At 70.1% G+C, this 26,514-nt stretch carries 21 protein-coding genes and 1 pseudogene; 16 read left to right on the top strand and 6 right to left on the bottom strand.

Going from position 1 to position 26,514, the window contains the following annotated elements; all coding sequences use genetic code 11:
• Positions 1-220: 220 nt before the first annotated feature.
• From A5622_RS26645 to lysX, 5 genes are all read right to left on the bottom strand, one after another.
• Positions 221-2,353 carry an Rv1355c family protein gene (locus A5622_RS26645; protein ID WP_066882276.1) on the bottom strand — a complete coding sequence of 711 codons (2,133 nt, stop codon included), beginning with the start codon at positions 2,351-2,353 and terminating at the stop codon, positions 221-223.
• Positions 2,354-2,416: 63 nt separating this feature from the next.
• A complete protein-coding gene (locus tag A5622_RS26650) occupies positions 2,417-3,079 on the bottom strand; it encodes a TetR/AcrR family transcriptional regulator (protein ID WP_066882277.1) in 663 nt (220 codons plus the stop codon).
• A gap of 156 nt (positions 3,080-3,235) precedes the next feature.
• Positions 3,236-3,637, bottom strand: a complete 402-nt coding sequence (locus A5622_RS26655; protein WP_066882300.1) for a DUF6653 family protein — start codon at positions 3,635-3,637, stop codon at positions 3,236-3,238.
• A gap of 23 nt (positions 3,638-3,660) precedes the next feature.
• The gene (locus A5622_RS26660) at positions 3,661-5,133 is read right to left on the bottom strand and encodes an alpha/beta hydrolase family protein (RefSeq protein WP_197508105.1); all 1,473 of its coding nucleotides are present in this window, start codon (positions 5,131-5,133) and stop codon (positions 3,661-3,663) included.
• Between the two features lie 77 nt (positions 5,134-5,210).
• Positions 5,211-8,480, bottom strand: coding sequence for a bifunctional lysylphosphatidylglycerol synthetase/lysine--tRNA ligase LysX (gene lysX / locus A5622_RS26665; RefSeq protein WP_066882279.1), 3,270 nt, complete (start codon positions 8,478-8,480; stop codon positions 5,211-5,213).
• A gap of 553 nt (positions 8,481-9,033) precedes the next feature.
• On the opposite strand from lysX, the gene infC reads away from it, so the two are divergent.
• The 4 genes from infC to A5622_RS26685 all read left to right on the top strand — a co-directional run bounded on the left by infC (position 9,034) and on the right by A5622_RS26685 (position 11,189).
• Positions 9,034-9,642, top strand: a complete 609-nt coding sequence (gene infC, locus A5622_RS26670) for a translation initiation factor IF-3 (protein WP_082971986.1) — start codon at positions 9,034-9,036, stop codon at positions 9,640-9,642.
• Positions 9,643-9,708: 66 nt separating this feature from the next.
• Positions 9,709-9,903: a 50S ribosomal protein L35 gene (rpmI, locus tag A5622_RS26675; RefSeq protein WP_066882282.1), complete on the top strand. Its 195-nt coding sequence runs from the start codon at positions 9,709-9,711 to the stop codon at positions 9,901-9,903.
• An 80-nt stretch (positions 9,904-9,983) separates the two neighbouring features.
• Positions 9,984-10,379, top strand: coding sequence for a 50S ribosomal protein L20 (rplT, locus tag A5622_RS26680; protein WP_007776071.1), 396 nt, complete (start codon positions 9,984-9,986; stop codon positions 10,377-10,379).
• 9 nt (positions 10,380-10,388) lie between these two features.
• Positions 10,389-11,189: an RNA methyltransferase gene (locus A5622_RS26685; protein WP_066867154.1), complete on the top strand. Its 801-nt coding sequence runs from the start codon at positions 10,389-10,391 to the stop codon at positions 11,187-11,189.
• On the opposite strand, the gene A5622_RS26690 is transcribed toward A5622_RS26685, so the two are convergent.
• Positions 11,176-12,243 (bottom strand): oxygenase MpaB family protein, encoded by a 1,068-nt coding sequence (locus A5622_RS26690; protein WP_369806925.1) that lies wholly within the window; start codon positions 12,241-12,243, stop codon positions 11,176-11,178. The two genes, A5622_RS26685 and A5622_RS26690, sit on opposite strands and share 14 nt — an antisense overlap.
• Before the next feature lie 211 nt (positions 12,244-12,454).
• On the opposite strand from A5622_RS26690, the gene A5622_RS26695 reads away from it, so the two are divergent.
• The 12 genes and pseudogenes from A5622_RS26695 to argH all read left to right on the top strand — a co-directional run bounded on the left by A5622_RS26695 (position 12,455) and on the right by argH (position 26,419).
• The gene (locus A5622_RS26695) at positions 12,455-13,372 is read left to right on the top strand and encodes an adenylate/guanylate cyclase domain-containing protein (protein WP_066882285.1); all 918 of its coding nucleotides are present in this window, start codon (positions 12,455-12,457) and stop codon (positions 13,370-13,372) included.
• A 9-nt stretch (positions 13,373-13,381) separates the two neighbouring features.
• Positions 13,382-14,206, top strand: coding sequence for a rhomboid-like protein (locus A5622_RS26700; RefSeq protein ID WP_066867160.1), 825 nt, complete (start codon positions 13,382-13,384; stop codon positions 14,204-14,206).
• Between the two features lie 168 nt (positions 14,207-14,374).
• Positions 14,375-15,418, top strand: a complete 1,044-nt coding sequence (gene pheS, locus A5622_RS26705) for a phenylalanine--tRNA ligase subunit alpha (protein WP_066882288.1) — start codon at positions 14,375-14,377, stop codon at positions 15,416-15,418.
• Positions 15,418-17,913: a phenylalanine--tRNA ligase subunit beta gene (pheT, locus tag A5622_RS26710; RefSeq protein ID WP_066882290.1), complete on the top strand. Its 2,496-nt coding sequence runs from the start codon at positions 15,418-15,420 to the stop codon at positions 17,911-17,913. The genes pheS and pheT overlap by 1 nt, the downstream gene beginning before the upstream one ends.
• Positions 17,914-17,943: 30 nt before the next feature.
• Positions 17,944-19,003: pseudogene (argC, locus tag A5622_RS26715) on the top strand (N-acetyl-gamma-glutamyl-phosphate reductase).
• Between the two features lie 77 nt (positions 19,004-19,080).
• A complete protein-coding gene (gene argJ, locus A5622_RS26720) occupies positions 19,081-20,268 on the top strand; it encodes a bifunctional glutamate N-acetyltransferase/amino-acid acetyltransferase ArgJ (RefSeq protein WP_066882304.1) in 1,188 nt (395 codons plus the stop codon).
• The gene (gene argB / locus A5622_RS26725) at positions 20,265-21,149 is read left to right on the top strand and encodes an acetylglutamate kinase (protein ID WP_066867165.1); all 885 of its coding nucleotides are present in this window, start codon (positions 20,265-20,267) and stop codon (positions 21,147-21,149) included. The genes argJ and argB overlap by 4 nt, the downstream gene beginning before the upstream one ends.
• Positions 21,146-22,333: an acetylornithine transaminase gene (locus A5622_RS26730; RefSeq protein WP_082984707.1), complete on the top strand. Its 1,188-nt coding sequence runs from the start codon at positions 21,146-21,148 to the stop codon at positions 22,331-22,333. Before argB ends, A5622_RS26730 begins: the two co-directional genes overlap by 4 nt.
• Before the next feature lie 8 nt (positions 22,334-22,341).
• Positions 22,342-23,268: an ornithine carbamoyltransferase gene (gene argF, locus A5622_RS26735; protein ID WP_066882306.1), complete on the top strand. Its 927-nt coding sequence runs from the start codon at positions 22,342-22,344 to the stop codon at positions 23,266-23,268.
• Positions 23,265-23,759, top strand: coding sequence for an arginine repressor (locus A5622_RS26740; RefSeq protein WP_066870470.1), 495 nt, complete (start codon positions 23,265-23,267; stop codon positions 23,757-23,759). The genes argF and A5622_RS26740 overlap by 4 nt, the downstream gene beginning before the upstream one ends.
• 27 nt (positions 23,760-23,786) lie before the next feature.
• Positions 23,787-25,004: an argininosuccinate synthase gene (locus A5622_RS26745; protein WP_066882292.1), complete on the top strand. Its 1,218-nt coding sequence runs from the start codon at positions 23,787-23,789 to the stop codon at positions 25,002-25,004.
• Entirely contained in the window at positions 25,001-26,419 is a 1,419-nt protein-coding gene (gene argH, locus A5622_RS26750) for an argininosuccinate lyase (RefSeq protein WP_066882294.1), read from the top strand. The genes A5622_RS26745 and argH overlap by 4 nt, the downstream gene beginning before the upstream one ends.
• The last annotated feature ends 95 nt before the right edge of the window (positions 26,420-26,514 follow it).

The following is a 26,514-nucleotide window of genomic DNA, read 5'->3' on the forward strand; positions in this document are numbered from 1 at the left end:
CTGCACGAAATGCATTGCGGCCACTCGACACCCGTGCCCTATCTGCAGGCGTACTGGACATTCGGGTCGCGCGGCGAACCGCACGGCGTGACCGGCACGCGGGACCCTGGGTTGCGCGGTAGGGCCCGCCGCGAGTCGGCGTTGTTGCGATGGGGATTCACGGCGAAGCCGTTCTGAGGTGCTGTGGCGCCGATGGTGCTCGCCGCGCGACGGCGGCGGATCAGAGGCCTTGAGTGCGGACCCGGCTCGGGCTGCGGCGACTGGACACCGAGGGTGGCGGCGCGGTGGTCAAGCGCAAGGCCAGCACGATGGATTCTTCGGGAGCGGTCGCGGTGAGGCGCACGAAATCGTCTTGTAATCGTGCCAATTCGCCGGCGAAACCGGCCGACAACTCGTGCAGATCGGCAGCATTTCGCGCGTGCAGGAAGACCGGTGACAACGGCCGGACGGCGAGGCCTTCCCGCTGGGCAACGATCCATACCGCCTCGACGGCCGACCCGCCGCGGACGTAGTCACCAAGGCGACTTCCGGTCACGGTCAGCACCGCCAGCGCCGAGCTGCCGAGGACTTCGTCGCGCATGCCGTCGCCCAAGGCGCTGCCGGCGTTCCATTCGGCAAGGTAAGCCATGACGTCGGGGCGGCGCACGATATCCATCAGCGCCAGGTCGCTGGCTTCGAGTTCGAGGGAGCGTACGTCGATACCGGTGTCGGGGTCGGGATCCCCAGGCCAGCGCAGCTCCGAGACCATCTCGGTGTGCAGTTGCCGCGTCAGGTACCGGATGCGGTCGGCCGCACCGAAAATCGTTGCGGCCCGCGCCAGGTCGTCTCGCTCGGTGAGTAGGTGCAGACGCGCGCCCTCGCCCTCGGCGGTGACGGTGAGCAATTTGGCCGTCTGATCGTCGAGCGGTTGTGGGATTCCGCGATGACGATTGGTCTCGCGCGCGAGCATCGGTTCGTACAGATCGGCCAGGGCGGGGTCGTTACCGTTTCCGAAGTGCATCGTGGCCCGTACCGGAGACCCGGCTGCGTCTTCGGAAACGCTCACCGGTCCGAGCATCCCACGGGCGGCGGCGGCGATCCTGACGTTGTACAACGCGGCCCCCACCGCGACAGCGCTGCCGCGGAAGCCCACGTCCATCGTCGAAGTATGTTCCGGGGCAACGCTTATGGTGAGGCTGGTCGGTTGCGCGTCGATGCACCACGGCTGGCTGTTTCCCCCCGAGGGGGCGCGCATCGCGGCGGCGACAATTGTGTCGTCGAATGCGGATGCGGCCGGGTCGCTTCCCGGTTCGGTGTCTCGCGCGGGGTGAAGCTGGGCCGTCTCGACTTCGTCGAGTTCGTCGAGCGCCGCGCCGGTGTCGATGCGGCACCGGCCGGATCTCAGGTTCTCACCCAATCCGATTCTGCGCACAGCCTCGGCCATCGCCGCAGCGCCGACGATGACATCGGATGCCAACTGCGGCCACGTCGACAGCGATCGGTCGATCTCGATGAGCGACGCGGCGGTGCGGGGCGAGATGTGCTCGGCTTCGTCGTAACGCAGCATGTGCGGGAGCTTCTCGCGGGTGCTCATGCCGGCCACTTGCTCGATATCGAGCTGATCCAGCAGCCCGTGCATGACCGGGCGCCCAGGGTTTTGATCGAAGCGTTCGACGTCGACCCGCCCCCGGTCGCTGGTCGCCATCAACACGGGGATTCGCCTGTCACGGGCCGCCATCCGCAGGGCGATCTTCATGTCGAGCGAATCGCACTCCTCGATGACGATGTCCAGTCCGTCCAGAAAGGCATCGATGGTGTCCGCGGTGATCCCGGCATCGAACACGTCCACCGCCAGGTAGGGATCGAGCTCGGCGATCCTGCGCGCCGCGACCTGAGCTTTGTTCAATCCGAGGTCGAATACGGTGGCCGGCACCCGATTCAGATTCGACAGTTCCAAGTGATCGAAATCCGCCAGCCGCAGGCGGCCACACAAGCCCTGAACCGCCAAGGTATGCGCGATGACATGGCCGACGCTCAGACCGGCGACGCCGATCGTCAGTGAGCTGAGTTTGGTCTGTTCCGCCGCGGTGATGTTGTTTCTGTTGCGATCAAGTCGTAGCGCCCGAAACCCGCGCGGCCCCAGCACCGCAACGGCGGCGCGCCGCCACGGGTAGTACGCCCACCGGGCCCCTTCGTCGAGCAGCGTCGAATCCGGCGGTGGGCGCAGGCCGCGCAGATTGGCCAGTTGCGCGTCGAGCCGGTCGACGATCTCGACGGTGGGATCGGCTCGCAGCCGCTCCAGTATCAGACGGTCGCCGGGTTCATCGATGTCGAGAATCTGCGCGCTGTACGCGGTTACCGTGCGCTCGTCCATGGTGTTTCGTGTATAGCACCTGACCGGCGCGTCGGCCGCGGTAACGCGGCGGTTGGCCGCTCGTCAAGCGGTCACGCCCTCGTCCCGCGACTCCGTGTCCTCGAGGAACTGCCCGCGCCGAATCAGGCTCGTGACCGCGGCGTCCCAGCGTCGCAGCTGTGGCTCGCTGAAGAACGCCTCACCCAGATAGAGCTCGATATAGGGATGCAGAATGATCGCGCCGATGCGCAGGATGAGCGGATTGAGCGCCCCCCAGTCGGGATCGAGGTCTCCTCGCAGCTTGCCCTGCTGCCCGAATTGTTCGCCCTGGCCCGCGCTGATACCCACCAGCCCGGTGAAGATGACCGAACCCAGTGCGCCGCCCTCGGCGAGCGCACGCCCGAGATAGGTCATCACATCGGGACGTTCGACCATCAGTGCGGTCAGCCGGCGCCCCGCCTCGTTGAGGCTGTCGGCGGCCGGCTCGGACGGCGTATCGGCTGCCAATGCCTCGCTCACCGTCTGCAGGACGTACTGATCGACGGCGGCGCTCAGCGCGGCCTTGGTGCGAAAGTGGTGCTGTATCAGCCCAATCGACACGTCCGCGGTTTCGGCGACCGCGCGCAGCGTCGTGGCGGCGATGCCGCGAACGGCAAAGCAGCTCAGCGCGGCGTCGCGAATGCGCTCCTTGAGCGACGGCTCCGCTGGCGGGGGCGGGTCATAAGGAAACAGCCGGGTGGGTCCCACGGCCGGACAATACACCCGTATCGCATCCCGGTACGAAGGTATCGGACCACCATATCCGCGCATCGTCACCGCGCCTGCGTTCCGCCCGACCATGGGCGCGGCCACCCGCCTGCCCTCGTCGACGAACGGCGTTCCCGCGCACCAGGTCCCGCGACCCTACTGCGACCGCCGCTCGAGGTAGCGAACCATCTGTTCCCAGTACACCAGCGTCAACGTCATCTGCAGGGCCACGGCGATCAGCGCCGGTCGCAGCCGACGCCGGCGTGCGGCCAGCGCCGCGCCCACCGCGGCCGCCGACGACGCCACGCTGACCACCATCGCCGCGTCGCGGGGCCGGCGGGTGATCCACAGCTCCTCGCCCAGCATCGCCCGCGTCGACCAGGCGTGCTGTTGCGCCGGCTTGCCGAACACCACCGGATTCACCGCCAGCCACAACGTAATCCAGGCCGCATGGCGCCATCGTCGCGTCCATATCGGGACCAGGATCAGCGGCGTGCTCGCCCACCGGGTCCATGCGCTCAGCGGATGGCAGTGCCGCGCGAACACCGCACGCCGCACGCGCGCAACCGGATACACCGGCGCTATCGCTTGGAATGTTCGGCCGGAACGACCACCGGGGCGCCGGCGCCCGGCGCGGATGCGGCGGGCAACGGGGTGCGCGGAATTCCCGGCGTGCCCAGCTCCCCGGCCAGCCAGGGCAGCGAGGCCGCGAACACCCGGTCCGCGAACGGCCAGTCGTGCTTGCCGGGCTGCGGAACCACCGCACAGTCGATTCCGTTGGAGCGGCCGATCGCGCACAGCGAATAGGCGGCCGCCGTCTGATTGCCGGGATTGGCGGCCGCCTCGCGTCCGGCGAGGCGGATGGCGCCGCTGTCGGCCAGCTGCAGGTCGCGGCGCGGCGGCGGGCCGTCGGACGAGATCGCGAACCAGCCGGCCACGTCGCGGTATGGCCCATGCCGGGTGATCACCGTGGTCGGGTCGAAAGCCGCCCAGGCGTCGGCGTTTCCGCCGAACAGCCTGGCGATGGTCTGGGCCTTGCTGCCGGCGTTGGGGAAGAAGTCACCGGCGACGTCGACGAACGCGCTGAACAGCTCGGGGTGCATGACGGTCAGGTCGACGGCGCAGGTGCCGCCCATCGACCAGCCCGCGACGCCCCAGTTGGACCGGTGCTGGCTGACCCCGAAGGTCGAAATCATGAACGGCACAACGTCTTTCGTTAGGTGATCGGCGGCGTTGCCCCGAACCCCGTTGACGCATTCGGTGTCGTTGTTGAACGCGCCGCCGGAATCGACGAACACCAGCACCGGCGCCTTGCCGTCGTGTGCGGCCGCGAAGTCGTCGATCGTCTTGACCGCGTTGCCCGCCCTGGTCCAGTCGGCGGGTGTGTTGAATTGCCCGCCGATCATCATCACCGCCGGCAACGCCGGCGGCGGGGTGGTCGCGAACCATTCGGGCGGCAGGTAGACCAGCTCGCCGCGGTGTTTGAAGTGCGACCCGTCGGACGGGATCGCCACCGGCACCACGGTGCCGTGCGGCGGCCGGATTCGGCTGGCGGCCATCGCGGTAACGGTGGCCTGATCGGTCTGATCGGGCAGCGGCCCCGAGGTCAGCTGGCTCCACGCCGACTGCACGGTGGGGAAGTAGCCGACCCACAGGTTGAGCACCAGCGCCGCGCTGAGCAAGCACAACGGTACGGCCAGCACCGCGGCGCCGCGCCGCCAGCGGCGCGCGGTGCGCCAGCCCAGCACCAGCACGGCCGCCGCCATGCCGGTCAGGGCGATCCACAGCCACAGCGCCGCCGGTGCGGGGTCGTCGGAGAGCCCGCGGTCGACGATGTACCAGTGCGTCAGGTAGGCGGCGACCCCGCCGGCCAGCGCGGCGGCCGGCAGCCACACGGTGCGCCAGCGGCGCGACCGCCAGCCGACCGCCAGGAGCAGCACAATCGCGGCGAGCACCTGGATCGTCGCCGGCACCCAGCCATGCATCAGCGAGGTGTGGCTACTTGCCAGGACCTGCGCCGCGGCGCTGTCCGTCGGGCCTGTCACGTGAGTCATTGTGATCTAAAGTTAATCGGCCTGGAACAAATTCACCGAATGTTCGCGCTGGGCTCTACGGACGTTCGGGGCCGCCGCTAATGCGGCTTGGCCAGCGGAAATGGCAAGGTCTCCCGGATGCTGCGGCCCGTTATGAGCATGACGAGCCGATCGATGCCCATCCCGAGTCCGCCGGTGGGCGGCATCGCGTACTCCATCGCCTGCAGGAAGTCTTCGTCGAGCTCCATCGCCTCGGGATCCCCGCCGGCAGCTAACAACGACTGCTCCTGCAGGCGGCGGCGCTGTTCCACCGGGTCGGTGAGCTCGCTGTAGGCGGTGGCCAGCTCGACCCCCCAGGCCACCAGGTCCCACCGCTCGGCCACGCCCGGTTCGCTGCGGTGCGGCCGGGTCAGCGGCGACACCGACGTCGGGAAGTCGATATAGAACGTCGGCTCCTCGGTCCGGTCCTCGACCAGATGCTCGTACAGCTCCAGCACCACCGCGCCGGCATCCCAGTGCGCCCGATAGGGGATGTGCGCGGCGTCGGACAGCTTGCGCAGGGCGGACAGCGACGTGGCGGGGTCGACGCGCTCGCCGAGCGCTTCGGACACCGCGTCATAGACGGTCTTGACCGCCCACACCCCGGAGACGTCGACGGGCTCGAGCCGGCCGTCCCCCCCGTCGGTGCGGGGTCGCAGCACCACCTGCTCGCCGTGCGCGGCCTCGGCGGCGTTCTGGATGAGCTCGCGGCAGCCATCGATCCACACCGTGTAGTCGGCGTGGGCCTGGTAGGCCTCCAGCAGGGTGAACTCCGGGTTGTGGCTGAAGTCGACGCCCTCGTTGCGGAAGGCGCGGCCCAATTCGAAGACACGCTCCACGCCGCCGACGCACAACCGCTTCAGGTAGAGCTCGGGGGCGATGCGCAGGAACAGGTCCAGGTCGTAGGTGTTGATGTGCGTGACGAAGGGCCGCGCGGTCGCTCCACCGTGGATCTGCTGCAGGATCGGGGTCTCGACCTCGATGAAATCCTTGGCGAACAGCGTCTGCCGGACCGAACGCAACACGTCGCTGCGGGCCTTGATCAGCTCGCGCGAATCGGGATTGACGGCCAGGTCGACGTAGCGGGTCCGCACCCGCGCCTCCGGGTCGGTCAGCCCCTTCCACTTGTTCGGCAGGGGCCGCAGGCACTTGCCGATCATCCGCCAGTCGGTGACGATCAGCGAGCGGCTTCCCTTCTTGGAAAAGCCCATCTGCCCGGACACCTCGACCAGATCGCCCAGGTCGATGGCCGCGGTGAAGTCCGCGGTCCGCCCCCGCTGCAGCTGCGAATTGTCCAGCAGCACTTGCATTTCCCCCGACCAGTCGCGCAGGTCGGCGAACAGCACGCCGCCGTAGTCGCGGATCCGCAGGATCCGTCCCGCCACCGTCACACTTTCCTGGTCGTCGGCGACCAGGGCCCGGGCGATGGTGTGGGTGGGCGGGGTCCCCACCGGGTAAGCGTCAACGCCGTTGTGCTTCAGGGCTTTCAGCTTGGCCAGGCGCACTCGAACTTGTTCGGGCAGCCGTGACCTGGACTCCTCCTCGTCGGCGGACTCCCGGCGTTCCCGCAGCCCGCTGACGTCCGGGGCGCTGCCGTCGTGATGCAGCAGCCCGGACTCCGCCAACCGTGGCGGGACGGCGGGGTAGTGGCCGGTGTGCGTCTTGCGCCGCCCGAACGGCAACACCAAAAAGCCCTCGGCGAGTGCCGAAGCGACGCCGACCCGCGGGATCAGCCGGGCGTCCTCGTAGCAGGCGTAACGCGGCACCCAATCGGGTTGGTACTTCATGTTCGAGCGGTACAGGGTTTCCAGCTGCCACCACCGCGAGAAGAACAGCAACAGTCCTCGCCACAGCCGGGCGACCGGACCCGCGCCGAGCTGGGCGCCCTGTTCGAACGCCGAGCGGAACATCGCGAAGTTCAGCGAGATGCGGGTGATGCCAAGGGTTTCGCCATTGAGCGCCAGCTCGCTGACCATCAGCTCGATGGTGCCGTTGGGGGACTGCGGCGACCGGCGCATCAGGTCCAGGGAGACACCGGTGGTCCCCCAGGGAACCAGCGACAGCATCGCGACGACGCTGCCGTCGCGGTCCAGCGCCTCGACCAGCAGGCAGTCCCCGTCGGCGGGGTCGCCGAGTCGGCCCAGCGCCATCGAGAAGCCGCGCTCGGTCTGGGTGTCGCGCCAGGCGTCGGCGCGGGCGATGGTGTCGGCCATGGCCTCGGCGCTGATGTCGCGGTGGCGCCGGATCCGCACGGTCAGGCCAGCCCGACGGGCCCGGGTCACGGCCTGGCGGACGCCGCGCATGTCGGGGCCGGACAGCTTGAAATCGGCGGTCCGCAGGATGGCTTCGTCGCCGAGCTCGAGCGCGTTCAGACCGCCTTCGCGGTAGGCCCGCGCGCCCTGGGTGCTGGCGCCCATCACCCCGGGCGCCCAGCCGTAGGTCTGGCACAACCCCAGCCAGGCGTCCACGGCCTGCGGCCACGCCCGCGGATCGCCGATCGGGTCACCGCTGGCCAGGCAGACGCCGATCTCGACGCGATACGTGACCGCGGCGCGTCCGCTTTGGGCGAAGACCACCGACTTGTCGCGGCGGGTGGCGAAGTAGCCCAGGGAGTCGTTCTTGCCGTACAGCTCGAGCAGGCCGCGGATGGCCGATTCGTCCTCGCCGGTCAGCGCGTTCTCCGCGCGCTGGGACTGAAAGAGCACGATCGTCGCCAAGATCAGCGCCAGCGCGCCGAACAACCCGAAGATCGCGTTCAGGAAGACGTGCGGCCGGCCGGTGAACAGGTCGGGATCGGCGAGCGCGAATCCGACCACCCGGTTGGCCACGTACGGCAGCCGGTCCTGGCGGGCCAGCGTTCCCGGGAACAACTCGACCAGGCCCCAGGACACCAGGATGCCCACCACGTCGCCGGCGATGAGCACCGCGGCCGCCTTGACCAGCGCACCCTTGCGGACCTTGGCCCAGAACTCCCGGTAGGCCAGCACCAGCAGGACGATCGCCACGATGTGGACGGCGAAGCCGAGGTTCTCGCCGAAGATCTCCGCGGCGGTGTTGTCGCCCGCGGCGATGTCGGCGGCGTTCAGCGCGGCGGCCAGGATCATGTTGGCCAGCAACAGCAGCCAGGCGATGCGCTTGCGCGCGGTCAGGGCCGCGGCCAGCAGCGCCAGGATGAACGACCACGCGATGCTGGTGTCCGGGAAGTTGAACAGGTAGTCGTTGATGAACTCGCGCGGGACCTTGATCAGGTACCGGATCAGCGGGGACACGCTGCCGAGCAGCGACACGGTCGCGATGACGCCCACGGTCCATCCGGCCGCCGCCGGCACCCAGCGGTACCGCGAGTTCGACCGGCCGCGCGGCCCCGAACGCAGGCCTGAACGAGGGCCCGAACCGGGCCTCGAACTAGGAGATGCGAGTGTCACAGACCGCGAGGATATGCCCTCAATCCGTGAAAAGCTTGTCGAAGCGCTGAGACTGGCGGCCGCCAGTTTGGGCGTGGTTTCGGGCCGGCCGCCGGCCCGTTGCGGCGCGGTCGACCGGCCGAAGTGCTAAAAGCCACCTCAAGGCTGCTAAACTAGCGGCTGCGACCATCCCGGCGAATGCCAGGAACAGTTAAGTGGAGTCCCACTCCCACCGCGAGCCGATGAAATCCCGTTGCGGATCTTCGAAAGGTTCAGCGGTCCGGTCACAGGCATCGCGGATGCCTGTTCCGCGGGTGACGCGGGCGGCTCGAGCAGTTTGCAGCCGCGATCGGTCGGCATTGGGCCCTGCTTGTGCAGGGCTTTTTTGCTAGTGGTGTGATGTCTCCGCCGCTGATTCCCGGACCGACCCAGGCGGTCGTCACCGCAGGACCTACAGAAGCCCAACAAGGGAGGCCCCATCAGCACTGAGACCCGCGTCAACGAGCGCATTCGCGTACCTGAAGTCCGATTGATCGGCCCAGGGGGAGAGCAGGTAGGCATAGTGCGCATCGAAGACGCACTGCGCGTCGCTGCGGACGCCGATCTTGACCTTGTCGAAGTTGCCCCGAACGCCAGACCGCCGGTCTGCAAGATCATGGACTACGGCAAGTTCAAATACGAAGCGGCGCAAAAGGCGCGCGAATCCCGCCGGAACCAGCAGCAGACCGTCGTCAAAGAACAGAAGCTGCGACCCAAGATCGACGATCACGACTACGAGACCAAAAAGGGTCACGTCATCCGCTTCCTGGAGGCGGGGTCGAAGGTGAAGGTCACCATCATGTTCCGCGGACGTGAGCAGTCGCGGCCCGAGCTGGGCTATCGGCTGCTTCAGCGCCTGGGAGCGGACGTCGCCGAATACGGCTTCGTCGAAACGTCCGCCAAGCAGGACGGCCGCAACATGACGATGGTGCTGGCACCGCACCGCGGCGCGAAGACTCGCGCCAAGGCGCGCCATCCGGAAGGACCGGGGGGCGGCGCGGCATCGGAGACCGATGCGGCCGCCGAAGCCGAACCTTCGTCGAACTGACCCAGCGCGAGACTTTTCAAGCGCCCGAGTGCCCCGCACTCGAGCACTTCATAGAACAGAGGAAACATGCCCAAAGCCAAGACCCACAGCGGGGCGTCGAAGCGGTTCCGGCGCACCGGAACCGGCAAGATCGTTCGCCAGCAGGCCAACCGCCGGCATCTGCTCGAGCACAAGCCGACCAAGCGGACCCGGCGGCTCGACGGCCGCACCACGGTGTCGGCCAACGACACCAAGCGCGTCAACAGCCTGCTGAACGGCTGACCACCGCGCCGGCCAGACCCGCAGCGCGAGCTGGCACGGCGATCCGACCAACCAATTGTGAACGAGAGTAGGAACATCCAATGGCACGCGTGAAGCGGGCGGTCAACGCCCACAAGAAGAGGCGCAGCATCCTGAAGGCCTCGAAGGGCTATCGCGGCCAGCGATCCCGGCTCTACCGCAAGGCCAAAGAGCAGCAGCTTCATTCGCTGAACTACGCCTACCGCGACCGTCGTGCGCGCAAGGGCGAGTTCCGCAAGTTGTGGATCTCGCGGATCAACGCGGCGGCGCGCGCCAACGACATCACCTACAACCGGCTGATCCAGGGCCTCAAGGCCGCCGGTGTGGAAGTGGACCGAAAGAACCTGTCCGACATCGCGATTGCCGACCCGGCCGCCTTCACGGCGCTGGTCGACATCGCGCGGGCGGCCCTGCCCGAGGATGTCAACGCTCCCTCGGATTCGGGAGAAGCGGCCTAACAAGCGCAGGTGCTGACCGAACGTTCGGCCAGGGTCGCCGCGGCGGTCAAGTTGCACCGCCACGTCGGCCGCCGGCGGGCGGGCCGATTCCTCGCCGAGGGCCCCAACCTCGTCGAGGCCGCCGCCCGCCGCGGCCTGGTCCGCGACGTCTTCGTCACCGAAGTCGCCCAGCAGCGGCATGAGTCGCTGCTGGCGACGTTGGCTTCCGCGGGTTGCCCGGTGCACCCGGTCAGCGAGCGCGCGGCGAAAGCGTTGTCCGACACCGTCACTCCGGCCGGCCTGGTCGCCGTGTGCGAAACGCCGGCGACCCGACTTTCCGACGTGCTGGCCGGCCCGCCCGCACTGGTCGCGGTCGCCGTCGAGATCAGCGAACCGGGCAACGCCGGCACCCTCATCCGCCTCGCCGACGCCCTGGGCGCGGCGGGCGTCATCCTGGGCGGCCACAGCGTCGACCCGTACAACGGCAAGTGCCTGCGCGCGTCGGCCGGCAGCATCTTCTCGGTCCCGGTCGTCGTCGCGCCGGACCCGCTCGCCGCGGTCGACGCGTTGCGCGCCGCGGGCCTGCAGCTGCTCGCCACCACCGTCGACGCCCAGACGCGGCTCGACGAGGCCGGCGAACTGCTCGGCGTGCCGACGGCGTGGCTGTTCGGCCCCGAATCACACGGTCTGCCAAGCGAAATCGCCGCGGCGGCCGACCACCGGCTGCGGATCCCGATGGCCGGTGGGGCGGAGAGCCTGAACGTGGCGTCCGCGGCGGCCATCTGCCTGTATCAGAGCGCGCGGGCGCTGAACCTGCCTACGCGGCCTTAGCGGCGCGTTTGGGCCGGCTCCGCCCGGCGCGCAGGCCGGCCAGCGACAGCGTCGTGTGCACCAGCGAACCGGCGCGTTCCATCAGCGCCCGGGCGGGCTGCAGCGCCGGGTCCAACGGCGACTTCGCCGACGGGGGGAAGTAATGCATCGGCAGCCCGCGCCGGTCGCGCGGCGGCGCCATGAACGGCGGGGCCTCCACCAGCGGCGCGTCGGTGGGCAGTCGCCCCTCGGCGCGGCGGTAGGCGGCCAGCGCGCGCGGGTGCAGCCGGATCTCGTCGGGCACCGCCAGGAAGGCCAGTTCGACGAGCTTGCCGAACAGGCGCAGCAACACCTCGTCGCCCGGGGTCCAGTGCAGTCCGGCCTTCTCGCGCACCGCGGGCTCGAACAGCCCCGCCGCGATCCAGCGCTGGCCGGCGACCAGCGGCTTGAAGATCTGGTCCCAGATCGGTGTGGGCATCAGCACGAATTTCGGCTTGGGGATGCGGATCCGGAAGATGTCCAGCGTCGCTTGGTTGATCTCCAGCTCCTCGCGGCAAACCCGGTCCCAGTACTCCTGGAACTCCTCCCAGGTTTCGGGCACCGGCCGCATGCTCATGCCGTACATCCGGTACCACTGGACGTGCTCGGCGAACAGCTGCCGCTTCTCGGCCTCGGTCAGGCCGCCGCAGAAGTACTCGGCCACCTTGACGATCAGCATGAAAAACGTGGCGTGCGCCCAGTAGAAGGTCTCCGGGTTCAGCGCGTGATAGCGCCGCCCGGCCGCGTCGGTGCCCTTGATGGTGTGGTGGTAGCTGGTGATCTGCCGGCCGGTCTGCGACGCCCGGTCGCCGTCGTAGACCACCCCCATGATCGGGTAGACCGACCGGGCCACCCGCTGCAGCGGCTCGCGCAGCAGGATCGAATGCTCCTCGACGGCCGCGCCGAGCTCGGGGTACATGTTCTGGATCGCCCCGATCCACACGCCCATCATTCCGGTGCGCAGGTCGCCAAAATACTTCCAGGTCAAAGAATCTGGTCCGAGCGGATCGGCGGGCGCAGTCCCGCCCGCATGCACAGTGCCAGTCATCGCGGCCTCCTGCTCCGGTTGGGCTCACGATAACTTTGACAACGGGCGTTGTCTACGATTTCGGCGAGGTGTCCGCCGGGTGTTATCGAGCTTGGACACCGGTGTGGCACCAGTGTGATCAGGCGGTTTGGTGCGACGTGTGACACATCGGGCGCGGCCGTCATTGCCTGCCTCGAAGAAAACCAAATAACCTGGCCGGGTGGAACTCGCGCGTCGCGATCTGGACCCGGGCGAGGCCGAAGAATCCCAGGCGCACTCGGCTCCGCCGCGCTCTCCACTGTCGGTGCACAGCGCGACGCAATGGCTGCACAGCCGCAACCGCAGCCCCGCGGCGGTCGCCTTCATCCGGCGCGCCCGCCGGCTGCTGCCCGGCGACCCCGAGTTCGGCGATCCGCTGTCCACGGCGGGCGAGGGTGGCCCGCGCGCCGCGGCGCGCGCTGCCGACCGGCTGCTGGGCGACCGCGACGCGGTGTCGCGCGAGGTCAGCCTCGGGGTGCTGCAGGTGTGGCAGGCGCTGACCGAAGGGGTGTCGCGCCGGCCGGCCAACCCGGAGGTGACGCTGGTCTTCACCGACCTGGTCGGCTTCTCGACGTGGTCCCTGCAAGCCGGCGACGACGCGGCGCTGGTGCTGCTGCGGCAGGTGGCGCGGGCCCTCGAGCCGCCCCTGCTCGACGCCGGCGGACACATCGTCAAACGGATGGGCGACGGCATCATGGCCGTGTTCGGTGATCCGACGGTCGCCGTGCGCGCCGTGCTGGCCGCCAAGGACGCGCTGAAATCGGTCGAGGTGGACGGCTATACGCCCAGGATGCGGGTCGGAATCCACACGGGACGCCCGCAGCGGTTGGCCGCCGACTGGCTCGGCGTCGATGTGAACATCGCCGCACGAGTTATGGAAAGGGCCACCAAGGGTGGAATCATGGTGTCGAGTTCAACGTTAGATCTCATACCGCAAAGCGAGTTGGACGCGTTGGGCGTCGAGGCCAAACGCACGAGGAAGCCGGTTTTCGGGCCGAAGCCCGCCGGCATTCCCGACGATTTGGCGATATATCGCCTCAAGACTCTTAAGGAGTTGTCAGGCCCTGATGACACAGCCGAGACAAAACCGCAGCCATAATGGATGCCAATGTTAGGGGGCATCGCGTCCCGGCTCGCCCGGGTCCAGTTCACTGTGGGGTATGCGGCGGTGCTGCTCGCCATCAGCTGCGCCATCCTGGCCCTCGGCCCGCACGCGCATGACGTCATCGTTGCGCGCGCCAGCACCAACGTGCACAACCTGGCCCACGGCCACCTGGGCACGCTGCTGGGCAGCGCTCTGGTGGTCGACGCCGGCCCGCTCTACTTCTGGCTGCCCTTCCTGACCTGCCTGCTGGCGCTGGCCGAGCTGCATCTGCGCACCATCCGGCTGGTGGTGGCCTTCCTCGTCGGCCACATCGGCGCGACCCTGCTGGTGGCGGCCGCATTGGCCGCGTCGGTCGAGTTCGGCTGGCTGCCCGTGTCGATCACCCGGGCCAGCGACGTCGGCATGAGCTACGGTGCGCTGGCGGTGCTCGGCGCGATGACCGCGGTGATCCCGTCGCGCTGGCGGGCCGGCTGGGTCGGCTGGTGGGTGTCGGCGGGCATCGCCTCGGCGATCATCGGCGGCGACTTCACCGACGCCGGCCACACGGTCGCCGTGATCCTGGGCGTGCTGGTGTCCGCCCGGTTCAGGCAGCCGATCCACTGGACGCCCGCGCGCTACCTGATGCTGGCGGCGTCCGCGGGCTTCGGCTTCCTGATGCTGGCCCACCACTGGGGGACCATGGCGGCGACGCCGGTCTTCGGTGTCATCGGCGCGTTCGTCGCCTACAAGGTGACCAAGGTCGCCGGCGGTCGGGGCGTCGCCCCGCTGGAGGCCCCCGTGCTGGGCGACGACACGCTGGGCGGGCCGCAGCCGGCCGTCGCCGGCTAAGCCACACCGCCGTCGGTGGCCCGCGGCGGCCACCCGCCGGCTCGACCGCCAAGCGCCCGGCGGGTGCCGCGCGCCGAATCACTATGATCAGCACTCGACCCGTGCCGCGCGGAAGCACATCGATGCGGGCAGCCCGAACAGCCTCGTCAGCAAGGAGAGTGTCGCCGCGTGGGTGATCAACCCGTCGATCTGTCGCCGCAAGCCCTGGCCGCAGCGGTCAGCGCCGCCCGGGAGGCCTTCGCGCGGGCCGGCGATCTCGACACGCTGGCGCGCGCCAAGACCGAGCACCTCGGTGACCGCGCACCCCTGGCGCTGGCGCGCCAGGCGCTCGGCGGCGTCCCCAAGGACGAGCGCGCCGATGCCGGCAAGCGGGTCAACGCCGCCCGGACCGAAGCCCAACGCGGCTACGACGAGCGGCTCGCGGTCCTGCGGGCAGAGCGCGACGCCGCGGTGCTGGTCGCCGAGGGCATCGACGTCACGTTGCCGTCGACCCGGCAGCCGCCCGGCGCCCGGCACCCGATCACGATCCTGGCCGAGCACATCGCCGACACCTTCATCGCGATGGGCTGGGAACTGGCGGAGGGCCCGGAGGTCGAGACCGAGCAGTTCAACTTCGACGCGCTGAACTTCCCGGCCGACCACCCCGCGCGCAGCGAACAGGACACCTTCTACATCGCGCCCGACGATTCCCGGCAGCTGTTGCGCACCCACACGTCGCCGGTGCAGGTGCGCACCCTGCTCGCCCGCGAGCTGCCCGTCTACATCGTCTCGGTCGGCCGCACGTTCCGCACCGACGAGCTCGACGCCACCCACACCCCGGTGTTCCACCAGGTCGAGGGTCTGGCGGTGGACCGCGGCCTGACGATGGCGCACCTGCGGGGAACGCTGGATGCGTTCGCGCGCGCCGAGTTCGGCCCCGAGGCGCGCACCCGGATCCGGCCACACTTCTTCCCGTTCACCGAGCCGTCCGCCGAGGTCGACGTCTGGTTCGTCGGCAAGAAGGGCGGCCCCGGCTGGGTGGAGTGGGGCGGTTGCGGGATGGTGCATCCAAACGTGTTGCGCGCCGCCGGGATTGATCCGGGCGCGTACTCCGGCTTCGCGTTCGGCATGGGGCTGGAACGAACCCTGCAGTTCCGCAACGGGATTCCGGACATGCGCGACATGGTCGAGGGCGACGTGCGGTTCTCGCTTCCGTTCGGGGTGGGTGCCTGATGCGCGTTCCCTACAGCTGGCTACGTGAGATCGTGGCGGCCGGCGCGCCGGATTGGAACGTCGAGGCCGCCGAGCTGGAGCAGACGCTGGTGCGCATCGGCCATGAGGTCGAGGAGGTCGCCACCCTGGGACCGGTCGACGGCCCGCTGACCGTGGGCCGGGTCACCGACATCGAAGAGCTCACCGGTTTCAAGAAGCCGATCCGGTTCTGCCACGTCGACGTCGGTGAAAACAAGGACCGTGAGATTGTTTGCGGCGCAAGCAACTTCGTTGCTGGTGACCTCATCGTGGCGGCGCTGCCGGGCACCACGCTGCCCGGCGACTTCATCATCGCCGCCCGCAAGACCTACGGCCGCACCTCCGACGGAATGATCTGCTCGGCGGCCGAACTCGGGCTGGGCGCCGACCATTCCGGGATCCTGGTGCTGCCGCCGGGCACCGCCGACCCCGGAGCCGACGCCGCCGCCGTGCTCGGCCTGGACGACGTGATCTTTCACCTGGCGATCACGCCCGACCGCGGCTACGGCCTGTCGTTGCGTGGGCTTGCCCGCGAGGTCGCCTGCGCCTACGACCTGGACTTCGTCGACCCCGCGGGCAGCCAGGTGATCAAGCCGCTGCCGGCCAACGGCGAGGCCTGGCCGCTGACCTTGCAGCCCGGCACCGGGGTTCGGCGGTTCGCGCTGCGCCCGGTCACCGGCATCGACCCGGCCGCCGTGTCGCCGTGGTGGCTGCAGCGCCGGCTGCTGTTGTCCGGCATCCGGGCGACGTCCCCGGCCGTCGACGTGACGAACTACGTGATGCTCGAGCTGGGTCACCCGATGCACGCCCACGACCGCAACCGCATCACCGGCGGCTTCGGCGTGCGATTCGCCCGGCCCGGCGAGACCGTGGTGACCCTCGACGACATCGAGCGCAAACTCGAACCGGCCGACGTGCTCATCGTCGATGACACGGCGACCACCGCGATCGGCGGCGTGATGGGCGCGGCGAGCACCGAGGTGCGCGCCGATTCGACCGACGTGCTGCTCGAGGCCGCGGTCTGGGACCCGGCCGCCGTGTCGCGCACCCAGCGCCGGCTGCACCTGCCCAGCGAAGCCGCCCGCCGCTACGAGCGCGGGGTGGATCCGGCCATCTCGGTGGCCGCGCTGGACCGCTGCGCCACCCTGCTCGCCGACATCGCCGGCGGCGTGGTCGGGGAGGGTTTGACCGATTGGCGCGGCGACCCACCGCGCGACGACTGGTCGCTCCCGCCGATCGACATCGCCGCCGACCTGCCGGATCGCCTCGCCGGGGTGGTTTATGCGCCGGGCACCACCGCCAGGCGGCTCGCCCAGATCGGCGCCGAGGTCGTGGCGAACGGCGACACGCTGACGGTGACGCCACCCAGCTGGCGTCCCGACCTGCTGCAGCCCGCCGATCTCGTCGAGGAGGTGCTGCGGCTGGAGGGGCTCGAGGTCATTCCGTCGGTGTTGCCGTCGGCGCCGGCCGGCCGCGGCCTGTCCGCCGTGCAGAAGCGCCGCCGCGCGATCGGCAGGTCGCTGGCCGAGTCCGGCTATGTGGAGATCCTGCCCACCCCGTTCTTGCCCGCCGGCGTGTTCGACCTGTGGGGCCTGCCGGCCGACGACCCGCGGCGCATCACGACCGACGTGCTCAACCCGCTGGAGGCCGACCGCCCGCACCTGGCCACCACGCTGCTGCCGGCGCTGCTGGAAGCGTTGGTGCGCAACGTCTCGCGCGGCCTGGTCGACGTCTCCCTCTATGCCCTCGCGCAGGTGGTCCAGCCGACGGCGGACACCCGCGCCGTGAACGTGATCCCCGTCGGCCGCCGGCCCACCGACGCCGAGATCGCCGCGCTCGACGCGTCGTTGCCGCGGCAACCCGAGCACGTCGCCGCGGTGCTGAGCGGCCTGCGGGAACACCGCGGACCCTGGGGCCCGGGCCGGCGCGCCGAAGCCGCCGACGCGTTCGAGGCGGTGCGCATCATCGCCCGCGCCGGCGGAATCGACGTGCGATTGCGCGCGGCGCAATACCTGCCGTGGCATCCGGGGCGGTGCGCCGAGGTGCTCGTCGGGGACGTTGCGGTGGGGCACGCGGGTCAGCTGCATCCGGCGGTGATCGAGCGCTCCGGGCTGCCGAAGGGCACCTGCGCCCTCGAGCTCAACCTCGACGCGATACCCATCCCGCTGACGCTGCCGGCGCCGCGGGTGTCGCCGTTCCCGGCCGTCTTCCAGGACCTCAGCCTAGTGGTGCCCGCGCAGGTGCCGGCCCAGGCGGTGGCCGACGCCGTCCGCGAAGGCGCTGGGGAGCTGCTCGAAGACCTGCAGCTGTTCGACGTGTTCACCGGCCCGCAGATCGGCGAGGACCGCAAATCGCTGACCTTCGCGCTGCGCTTCCGCGCGCCCGACCGCACCCTCACCGACGACGACGCCACCGCCGCTCGCGACGCCGCGGTGCGCCGCGCCGCCGAGGCGGTCGGCGCGGAGCTACGGGCCTAGTGGAATGGATTTGCAAAGCACTGCATAACCATGCAGAATCGGCGGAATGGCCGACGGAATGAAGGTGGCGGTTGCCGGTGCCAGCGGCTACGCGGGCGGTGAAATCCTGCGCCTGCTGCTCGGGCACCCGGCCTACGCGAACGGACGCCTGACGATCGGCGCGGTGACCGCCGCCGCCAGCGCCGGCAGCACGCTCGGCGAGCACCACCCGCACCTGACCCCGCTGGCCCAGCGGGTGGTCGAGCCGACCGAGCTCGACGTGCTCGCCGGCCACGACGTGGTGTTCCTGGCCCTGCCGCACGGCCATTCGGCCGCGCTGGCCTCTCAGCTCGGGCCCGACACCCTGATCATCGACTGCGGCGCCGACTTCCGGCTCACCGACGCCGACGCGTGGGAGCGCTACTACGGGTCCGCGCACGCCGGCAGCTGGCCCTACGGTCTGCCGGAGCTGCCCGGCGCCCGGGAGCGGCTGCGCGGCGCCCGCCGCATCGCGGTGCCGGGCTGCTACCCGACCGCGGCGTTGCTGGCCTTGCTGCCCGCGGTGGCCGCGGATCTCATCGAGCCCGCCGTCACCGTGGTGGCGGTCAGCGGCACGTCCGGGGCCGGGCGCGCCGCCAAGACCGACCTGCTGGGCGCGGAGGTCATCGGGTCGGCGCGGGCCTACAACATCGGCGGGGCGCACCGGCACACCCCGGAGATCGCCCAGGGGCTCGGGGCGGTTACCGGCCGCGACGTCACGGTGTCGTTCACCCCGGTGCTCATCCCGACCTCCCGCGGCATCCTGGCCACCTGCACCGCGCGCACCCGCGCGCCGCTGGCACAACTGCGCGAAGCCTACGAAAAGGCTTACCACGCAGAGCCTTTCATCTACCTGATGCCCGAGGGGCAGCTGCCCCGCACCGGAGCGGTGATCGGCAGCAACGCGGCGCACATCGCGGTCGCGGTGGACGAGGCGGCGCAGACCTTCGTCGCGATCGCCGCGATCGACAACCTCGTCAAGGGAACCGCCGGCGCCGCCGTGCAGTCGATGAACCTGGCGCTGGGTTGGCCGGAGACCGAAGGGCTTTCGGTGATCGGGGTGGCGCCGTGACGCGCGCCGGCGACGATGACGCCGGCGTAGCCGGGGTCGAAGGAGCGGCGCCATCTGTCGTAGCGACGCAAGCGCGGCTGCTGCGCGGACAGGGCGTCACCGCGCCGGCCGGATTCCGGGCCGCCGGCATCGCCGCCGGCATCAAGGCCTCGGGCAACCGCGATCTGGCCCTGGTGTTCAACGAAGGGCCGGACTACGCCGCCGCCGGGGTGTTCACCCGCAACAAGGTCAAAGCGGCACCGGTGCTGTGGAGCCAGCAGGTGCTGAGCACCGGCGCGCTGCGCGCGGTGATCCTCAACTCCGGCGGCGCCAACGCCTGCACCGGACCCGGCGGATTTCAGGACACCCACGCCACCGCCGAGGCCGTCGCCGCCGCGCTGTCGGACTGGGGGACCGAGACCGGGGCCATCGAGGTCGCGGTGTGCTCCACCGGGCTGATCGGCGACCGGTTGCCGATGGACAAGGTGCTCACCGGCGTGCGCACGATCGTGCAGGACATGGCCGGCGGCCTGTCCGGCGGTGACGAGGCGGCCCAGGCGATCATGACCACCGACACCGTGCCCAAACAGGTTGCGCTGCACCACCCGGACAACTGGACGGTCGGCGGGATGGCCAAGGGCGCCGGCATGCTCGCGCCGTCGCTGGCGACGATGCTCTGCGTGCTCACCACCGACGCGGCCGTCGACGCGGCGGCCCTGGACCGCGCGCTGCGCCACGCCACCGCGGCCACCTTCGACCGGCTCGACGTCGACGGCGCGTGCTCGACGAACGACACCGTGCTGCTGCTGACGTCGGGAGCCAGCGGGATCGCGCCCAGTCAGGCCGAACTCGACGACGCCGTGCTGCGGGCGTGCGACGACCTGTGCGCGCAGCTGCAAGCCGACGCCGAGGGCGTCACCAAGCGGGTCAACGTCACCGTGGCGGGGGCGGCCTCCGAGGACGACGCCGTGGTCGCCGCCCGCACGATCGCCCGCGACAGCCTGGTCAAGACGGCGGTGTTCGGCTCGGACCCCAACTGGGGCCGGGTGCTGGCGGCCGTCGGGATGGCGCCCATCGATCTGGACCCCGACCGGATCACGGTGGCGTTCAACGGCTTTGCGGTCTTCGCCGACGGGATTCCGATGCCGGGCGCCCGCGAGGTGGACCTGTCGGAAGCCGACATCGACATCACGGTCGATCTGCGGCTCGGCGAGCACCAGGCCACCATCCGGACCACCGACCTGTCGCACGGGTACGTCGAGGAGAATTCGGCCTACAGCTCATGAGCTCGACAGAAGCGTTGTCCACCGTGGTCAAGGCGCAGGTGCTGGCCGAAGCCCTGCCCTGGCTCAAGCAGCTGCACGGCAAGATCGTGGTCATCAAGTACGGCGGCAACGCCATGACCGACGACACGCTGCGGCACGCCTTCGCCGCCGACATGGCGTTCCTGCGTAACTGCGGCGTTCATCCCGTCGTCGTGCACGGCGGCGGCCCGCAGATCACCGCGATGCTGCGCCGGCTCGGCATCCCGGGCGACTTCAAGGGCGGATTCCGGGTCACCACACCGGAAGTGCTCGACGTGGCCCGGATGGTGTTGTTCGGCCAGGTCGGGCGCGAACTGGTCAACCTGATCAACGCGCACGGACCGTACGCCGTCGGCATCACCGGCGAGGACGCCCAGTTGTTCACCGCTGTGCGGCGCAGCGTCACCGTCGACGGCGTGGCCACCGACATCGGCCTGGTGGGCGATGTCGAGATGGTCAACACCGCCGCCGTGCTGGATCTGATTGCGGCGCGGCGCATTCCGGTGGTGTCGACGCTGGCGCCGGACGCCGAGGGCGTGGTGCACAACATCAACGCCGACACCGCCGCGGCGGCGCTGGCCGAGGCGCTGCGCGCCGAGAAGCTGCTGATGCTCACCGATGTCGAAGGCCTGTACACCAGCTGGCCGGACCGCGGTTCGCTGGTCAGCGAAATCGACACGGCCACATTGTCACAACTGCTACCCACGCTGGAGGCGGGCATGATTCCCAAAGTCGAAGCGTGCCTGCGCGCCGTCACCGCGGGCGTGCCCAGCGCGCACGTCATCGACGGGCGGGTCGAACACTGTGTGCTGGTGGAGCTTTTCACCGACGCGGGCACCGGCACCAAGGTGGTGCGCCCGTGAGCCACACCGATGACGTCCGGCGGCGCTGGGAAGCCGTGATGATGAACAACTACGGCACCCCGGCGATGGCCCTGGCCAGCGGCGACGGCGCCGTGGTTACCGACGTGGACGGGAAGACCTACCTCGACCTGCTCGGCGGCATCGCGGTCAACGTCCTGGGCCATCGCCACCCCGCGATCATCGAGGCCGTCACCCACCAGATGTCCACGCTGGGCCACACCTCCAACCTGTATGCCACCGGACCGGGTCTGGCGCTGGCCGAAGAACTGGTAAGCCTGCTCGGCACCGATTCCCCGGCGCGGGTGTTCTTCTGCAACTCCGGGACGGAGGCCAACGAGGTGGCGTTCAAGCTGTCGCGGCTCACCGGGCGCACCAAACTGGTTGCCGCGCAGGAGGCTTTCCACGGCCGCACCATGGGATCGCTGGCGCTGACCGGTCAGCCCAGCAAGCAGGCGCCGTTCGCGCCGCTGCCCGGCGCCGTCACGCACGTGCCCTACGGCGACACCGACGCGCTGGCGGGCGCCGTCGACGACGCCACCGCCGCGGTGTTCCTGGAACCGATCATGGGGGAGAGCGGCGTCGTCGTGCCGCCCGAGGGCTACCTCGCCGCCGCCCGCGACATCACCGCGCGGCACGGGGCGCTGCTGGTGCTCGACGAGGTGCAGACCGGGATGGGCCGCACCGGAACGTTTTTCGCCCACCAGCACGACGGCATCACCCCGGACGTGGTGACGCTGGCCAAGGGGCTCGGCGGCGGCCTGCCGATCGGCGCCTGCCTGGCCGTCGGGCCGGCCGCCGACCTGATGACGCCGGGCCTGCACGGCAGCACCTTCGGCGGCAACCCGATCTGCGCGGCGGCCGCGCTCGCGGTGCTGCGGGTGCTGGCGGAGGAGAACCTGATCCGCCATGCCGAGGTGCTGGGCAAGTCGTTGCGCCACGGCATCGAGGCGCTGGCCCACCCGCTGGTCGACCACGTGCGCGGCCGCGGGCTGCTCTGCGGGGTCGCGCTCACCGCGCCGCGCGCCAAGGACGCCGAGGCGGCCGCGCGCCGGGCCGGGTTCCTGGTCAACGCGGCCGCACCCGACGTCATCCGGCTGGCGCCGCCACTGATCATCACCGACGCCCAGATCGACGGCTTCCTCGGCGCCCTGCCGAGCATTCTCGACGAGGCGGCCGCAGCATGACGCGCCACGTGACTAGGCACTTCCTGCGCGACGACGACCTGTCGCCCGCCGAGCAGGCCGAGGTGCTGGCGCTGGCCGCCGAACTGAAGAAGGACCCGTTTAGCGCCCGCCCGCTGGAGGGCCCCCGCGGGGTCGCGGTCCTGTTCGACAAGAACTCCACCCGCACCCGGTTCTCGTTCGAGGTCGGCATCGCCCAACTGGGCGGGCACGCCGTCGTCGTCGACGCCCGCAGCACCCAGCTGGGGCGCGACGAAACCCTGGAAGACACCGCGCGGGTGCTGTCGCGCTACGTCGATGCCATCGTCTGGCGGACGTTCGGGCAGGAGCGCCTCGAGGCGATGGCCTCGACCGCGACCGTGCCGGTGGTCAACGCGCTCTCCGACGAATTCCATCCCTGCCAGGTGCTCGCCGACCTGCAGACCATCGCCGAGCGCAAGGGGTCACTGCGCGGTCTGAAGATGACCTACCTGGGCGACGGCGCCAACAACATGGCGCACTCGCTGATGCTCGGCGGGGTCACGGCCGGCATCCACGTCACGATCGCCGCCCCGGACGGCTTCACCCCCGACCCGGCGTTCGTCGCCTCGGCCCGCCGGCGCGCCGAGGACACCGGCGCCTCGGTCACGCTCACCGCCGACGCCGGCGCGGCCGCGCGCGGTGCCGACGTCCTGGTCACCGACACCTGGACGTCGATGGGCCAGGAGGACGACGGGCTGGACCGCCTCACACCGTTTCGGCCCTACCAGATCAACGCCGACCTGCTGTCTCTGGCCGACCCGGAAGCCATTGTGCTGCACTGCCTTCCGGCACACCGCGGGGAGGAGATCACCGACGAGGTGATGGACGGGCCGGCCAGCGTGGTCTTCGACGAGGCCGAAAACCGGTTGCACGCCCAAAAGGCGCTGCTGGCCTGGCTTGTGGAGCGGCGGTCATGACCCGCTCGAAGAGCGCTCCCGAAACCACCCGGGCCGGCCGGCAGGACCGCATCGTGGCGATCCTGTCCTCGGCGTCGATCAGCAGCCAAAGCGAGCTGGCGGCCCGGCTGGCCGACGAGGGCATCGAGGTCACCCAGGCCACCCTGTCGCGGGACCTGGAGGAACTGGGCGCGGTCAAGCTGCGCGGCGCCGACGGCGGCGTCGGGGTTTACGTCGTCCCCGAGGACGGCAGCCCGGTGCGGGGCGTGTCCGGCGGCACCGCGCGACTGTCCCGGCTGCTGGGCGAACTGCTGGTGTCCGCCGACGCCAGCGCCAACCTCGCGGTGCTGCGCACGCCGCCGGGCGGCGCCAACTATCTGGCCAGCGCGATCGACCGCGCGGCGCTACCGTACGTCGTCGGCACCATCGCCGGCGACGACACCGTCTTCGTGGCCGCCCGAGAGCCGATGACCGGCGCCGAGCTGGCCACCACCTTGGAAAAACTCACGTAAGCGCTTCAAGTATAAGGAGATTGGTTCATGTCAGAACGCGTCATCCTGGCGTATTCCGGCGGTCTGGACACCTCGGTGGCCATCAGCTGGATCGGCAAGGAGACCGGCCGTGAGGTCGTAGCGGTGGCGATCGACCTCGGCCAGGGCGGCGAGGACATGGAGGTCATTCGCCAGCGGGCCCTGGACTGCGGCGCGGTCGAAGCCGTCGTCGTCGATGCCCGCGACGAGTTCGCCGAGGGCTACTGCCTGCCCACCATCCTGTCCAACGCCCTCTACATGGATCGCTACCCGCTGGTGTCGGCGATCAGCCGGCCGCTGATCGTCAAGCACCTGGTGGCGGCCGCCCGCGAGCACGGCGGCAGCATCGTCGCGCATGGCTGTACCGGCAAGGGCAACGACCAGGTCCGGTTCGAGGTCGGATTCGGGTCGCTGGCACCCGATCTCGAGGTGCTGGCGCCGGTCCGCGATTACGCCTGGACGCGCGAGAAGGCCATCGCGTTCGCCGAGGAGAACGCCATCCCCATCAACGTCACCAAGCGCTCACCGTTCTCCATCGACCAGAACGTGTGGGGCCGGGCGGTGGAAACCGGCTTCCTGGAACACCTTTGGAACGCCCCCACCAAGGACGTCTACGCCTACACCGAAGACCCCACGCTGAACTGGAGCACGCCCGACGAGGTGATCGTCGGATTCGAGCGCGGCGTGCCGGTGACGATCGACGGCAAGAAAGTGTCGGTACTGCAGGCCATCGAGGAACTCAACGCCCGCGCCGGCGCGCCGGGCGTCGGCCGGCTCGACGTCGTCGAGGACCGGCTGGTGGGCATCAAGAGCCGTGAGATCTACGAGGCACCCGGCGCCATGGTGCTCATCACCGCCCACACCGAGCTCGAGCACGTCACGCTGGAACGCGAGCTGGGCCGGTTCAAGCGGCACACCGATCAGCGCTGGGCCGAGCTGGTTTACGACGGGCTGTGGTACTCACCGCTGAAGGAGGCGCTGGAGAGCTTCGTCGCCAAGACCCAGGAACACGTGACGGGCGAAGTGCGAATGGTGTTGCACGGCGGCCATATTGCGGTCAACGGCCGGCGCAGCGCCGAATCCCTGTACGACTTCAACCTGGCCACCTACGACGAGGGCGACAGCTTCGACCAGTCGGCCGCAAAGGGTTTCGTCTACGTGCACGGGCTGTCGTCGAAGATCGCCTCGCGCCGGGACCGGACGTTGCAGGGCCCGGCCGACGCGTGAGCACTCGCGAAGGGTCGTTGTGGGGCGGGCGGTTCGCCGACGGCCCGTCGGATGCGCTGACCGCGCTGAGCAAGTCCACCCACTTCGACTGGGTGCTGGCCCCCTACGACATCGTCGCCTCGCGGGCCCACACCGTGATCCTGTTTCGCGCCGGGCTGCTGACCGAGGAGCAGCGCGACGGACTGCTGGCCGGCCTCGACCAGCTCGCCTCCGACGTCGCCGACGGCAGCTTCTCGCCGCTGGTCACCGACGAGGACGTGCACGGGGCGCTGGAACGCGGACTGATCGACCGGGTCGGGCCCGACCTGGGCGGGCGGCTGCGGGCCGGCCGGTCGCGCAACGACCAGGTGGCCACCCTGTTCCGGATGTGGCTGCGCGACGCGGTGCGCCGGGTCGCCGCCGGGGCGCTCGACGTCGTCGCCGCGCTGGCCGCCCAGGCCGCCGCCCACCCCGGCGCCATCATGCCGGGCAAGACCCACCTGCAGTCCGCCCAACCGGTGCTGCTGGCCCACCACCTGCTGGCCCACGCCCACCCGCTGCTGCGCGACGTCGACCGGATCGTCGACTTCGACCGGCGCGCCGGGGTGTCGCCGTACGGCTCGGGCGCGCTGGCCGGATCGTCGCTGGGCCTGGACCCCGACGCGATCGCCGCGGAACTGGGCTTCGCCGCCGCCGCCGACAACTCCATCGACGCCACCGCATCCCGGGATTTCGCCGCGGAGGCCGCCTTCGTGTTCGCCATGATCGGGGTCGACCTGTCCCGGCTGGCGGAGGACATCATCCTGTGGAGCTCGACGGAATTCGGCTACGTCAAGCTGCACGATTCGTGGTCGACCGGCAGCTCGATCATGCCGCAGAAGAAGAACCCCGACATCGCCGAGCTGGCGCGCGGCAAGTCCGGCCGGCTGATCGGCAACCTGACCGGCCTGCTGGCCACGCTGAAGGCCCAGCCGCTCGCGTACAACCGTGACCTGCAGGAAGACAAGGAGCCGGTGTTCGACTCGGTCGCCCAGCTGGAGCTGGTACTGCCGGCGATGGCCGGGCTGGTGGCCAGCCTGACCTTCGACGTCGAGCGGATGGCCGCCCTGGCTCCGGCCGGCTACACGCTGGCCACCGACATCGCCGAATGGCTGGTGCGCCAGGGCGTGCCGTTCCGGTCGGCGCACGAGGCCGCCGGGGCCGCGGTGCGCGCCGCCGAGCAGCGGTCCGTCGGACTCGACGAGCTGACCGATGACGAATTGGCCGCCATCAGCCCCGATCTCACGCCGCGGGTGCGGGAGGTCTTGACGATCGAGGGGTCGGTGTCCTCGCGTGACGCGCGCGGCGGCACCGCGCCGGCGCGGGTCGCCGAGCAGATCGAAACCGTCCTGGCCAGCGCCGATCGGCTCAAAAGCCGGCTGGGTGGCGGCGCCTGAGATGAGCTTGTTTTCCCTGACGGCCGGGGACATGCAGACTAGACTTCGGGCTCAAAGCGATCCGGTTGAACGCCACGGGCCGGGTCCTCGTCACC

It is taken from the genome of Mycobacterium sp. 1245801.1, from assembly GCF_001673055.1.
Lineage (GTDB): Bacteria > Actinomycetota > Actinomycetes > Mycobacteriales > Mycobacteriaceae > Mycobacterium > Mycobacterium europaeum_A.

Bases quoted from the DNA above. Each gene is read 5' to 3' on its own strand.
- rplT (WP_007776071.1), top strand. From the start codon at position 9,984: ATGGCACGCGTGAAGCGGGCGGTCAACGCCCACAAGAAGAGGCGCAGC.
- pheT (WP_066882290.1), top strand. From the start codon at position 15,418: ATGCGCGTTCCCTACAGCTGGCTACGTGAGATCGTGGCGGCCGGCGCG.
- rpmI (WP_066882282.1), top strand. From the start codon at position 9,709: ATGCCCAAAGCCAAGACCCACAGCGGGGCGTCGAAGCGGTTCCGGCGC.
- A5622_RS26745 (WP_066882292.1), top strand. From the start codon at position 23,787: ATGTCAGAACGCGTCATCCTGGCGTATTCCGGCGGTCTGGACACCTCG.
- argB (WP_066867165.1), top strand. From the start codon at position 20,265: ATGAGCTCGACAGAAGCGTTGTCCACCGTGGTCAAGGCGCAGGTGCTG.
- A5622_RS26645 (WP_066882276.1), bottom strand. From the start codon at position 2,353: ATGGACGAGCGCACGGTAACCGCGTACAGCGCGCAGATTCTCGACATC.
- A5622_RS26660 (WP_197508105.1), bottom strand. From the start codon at position 5,133: ATGACTCACGTGACAGGCCCGACGGACAGCGCCGCGGCGCAGGTCCTG.
- A5622_RS26700 (WP_066867160.1), top strand. From the start codon at position 13,382: ATGTTAGGGGGCATCGCGTCCCGGCTCGCCCGGGTCCAGTTCACTGTG.
- A5622_RS26740 (WP_066870470.1), top strand. From the start codon at position 23,265: ATGACCCGCTCGAAGAGCGCTCCCGAAACCACCCGGGCCGGCCGGCAG.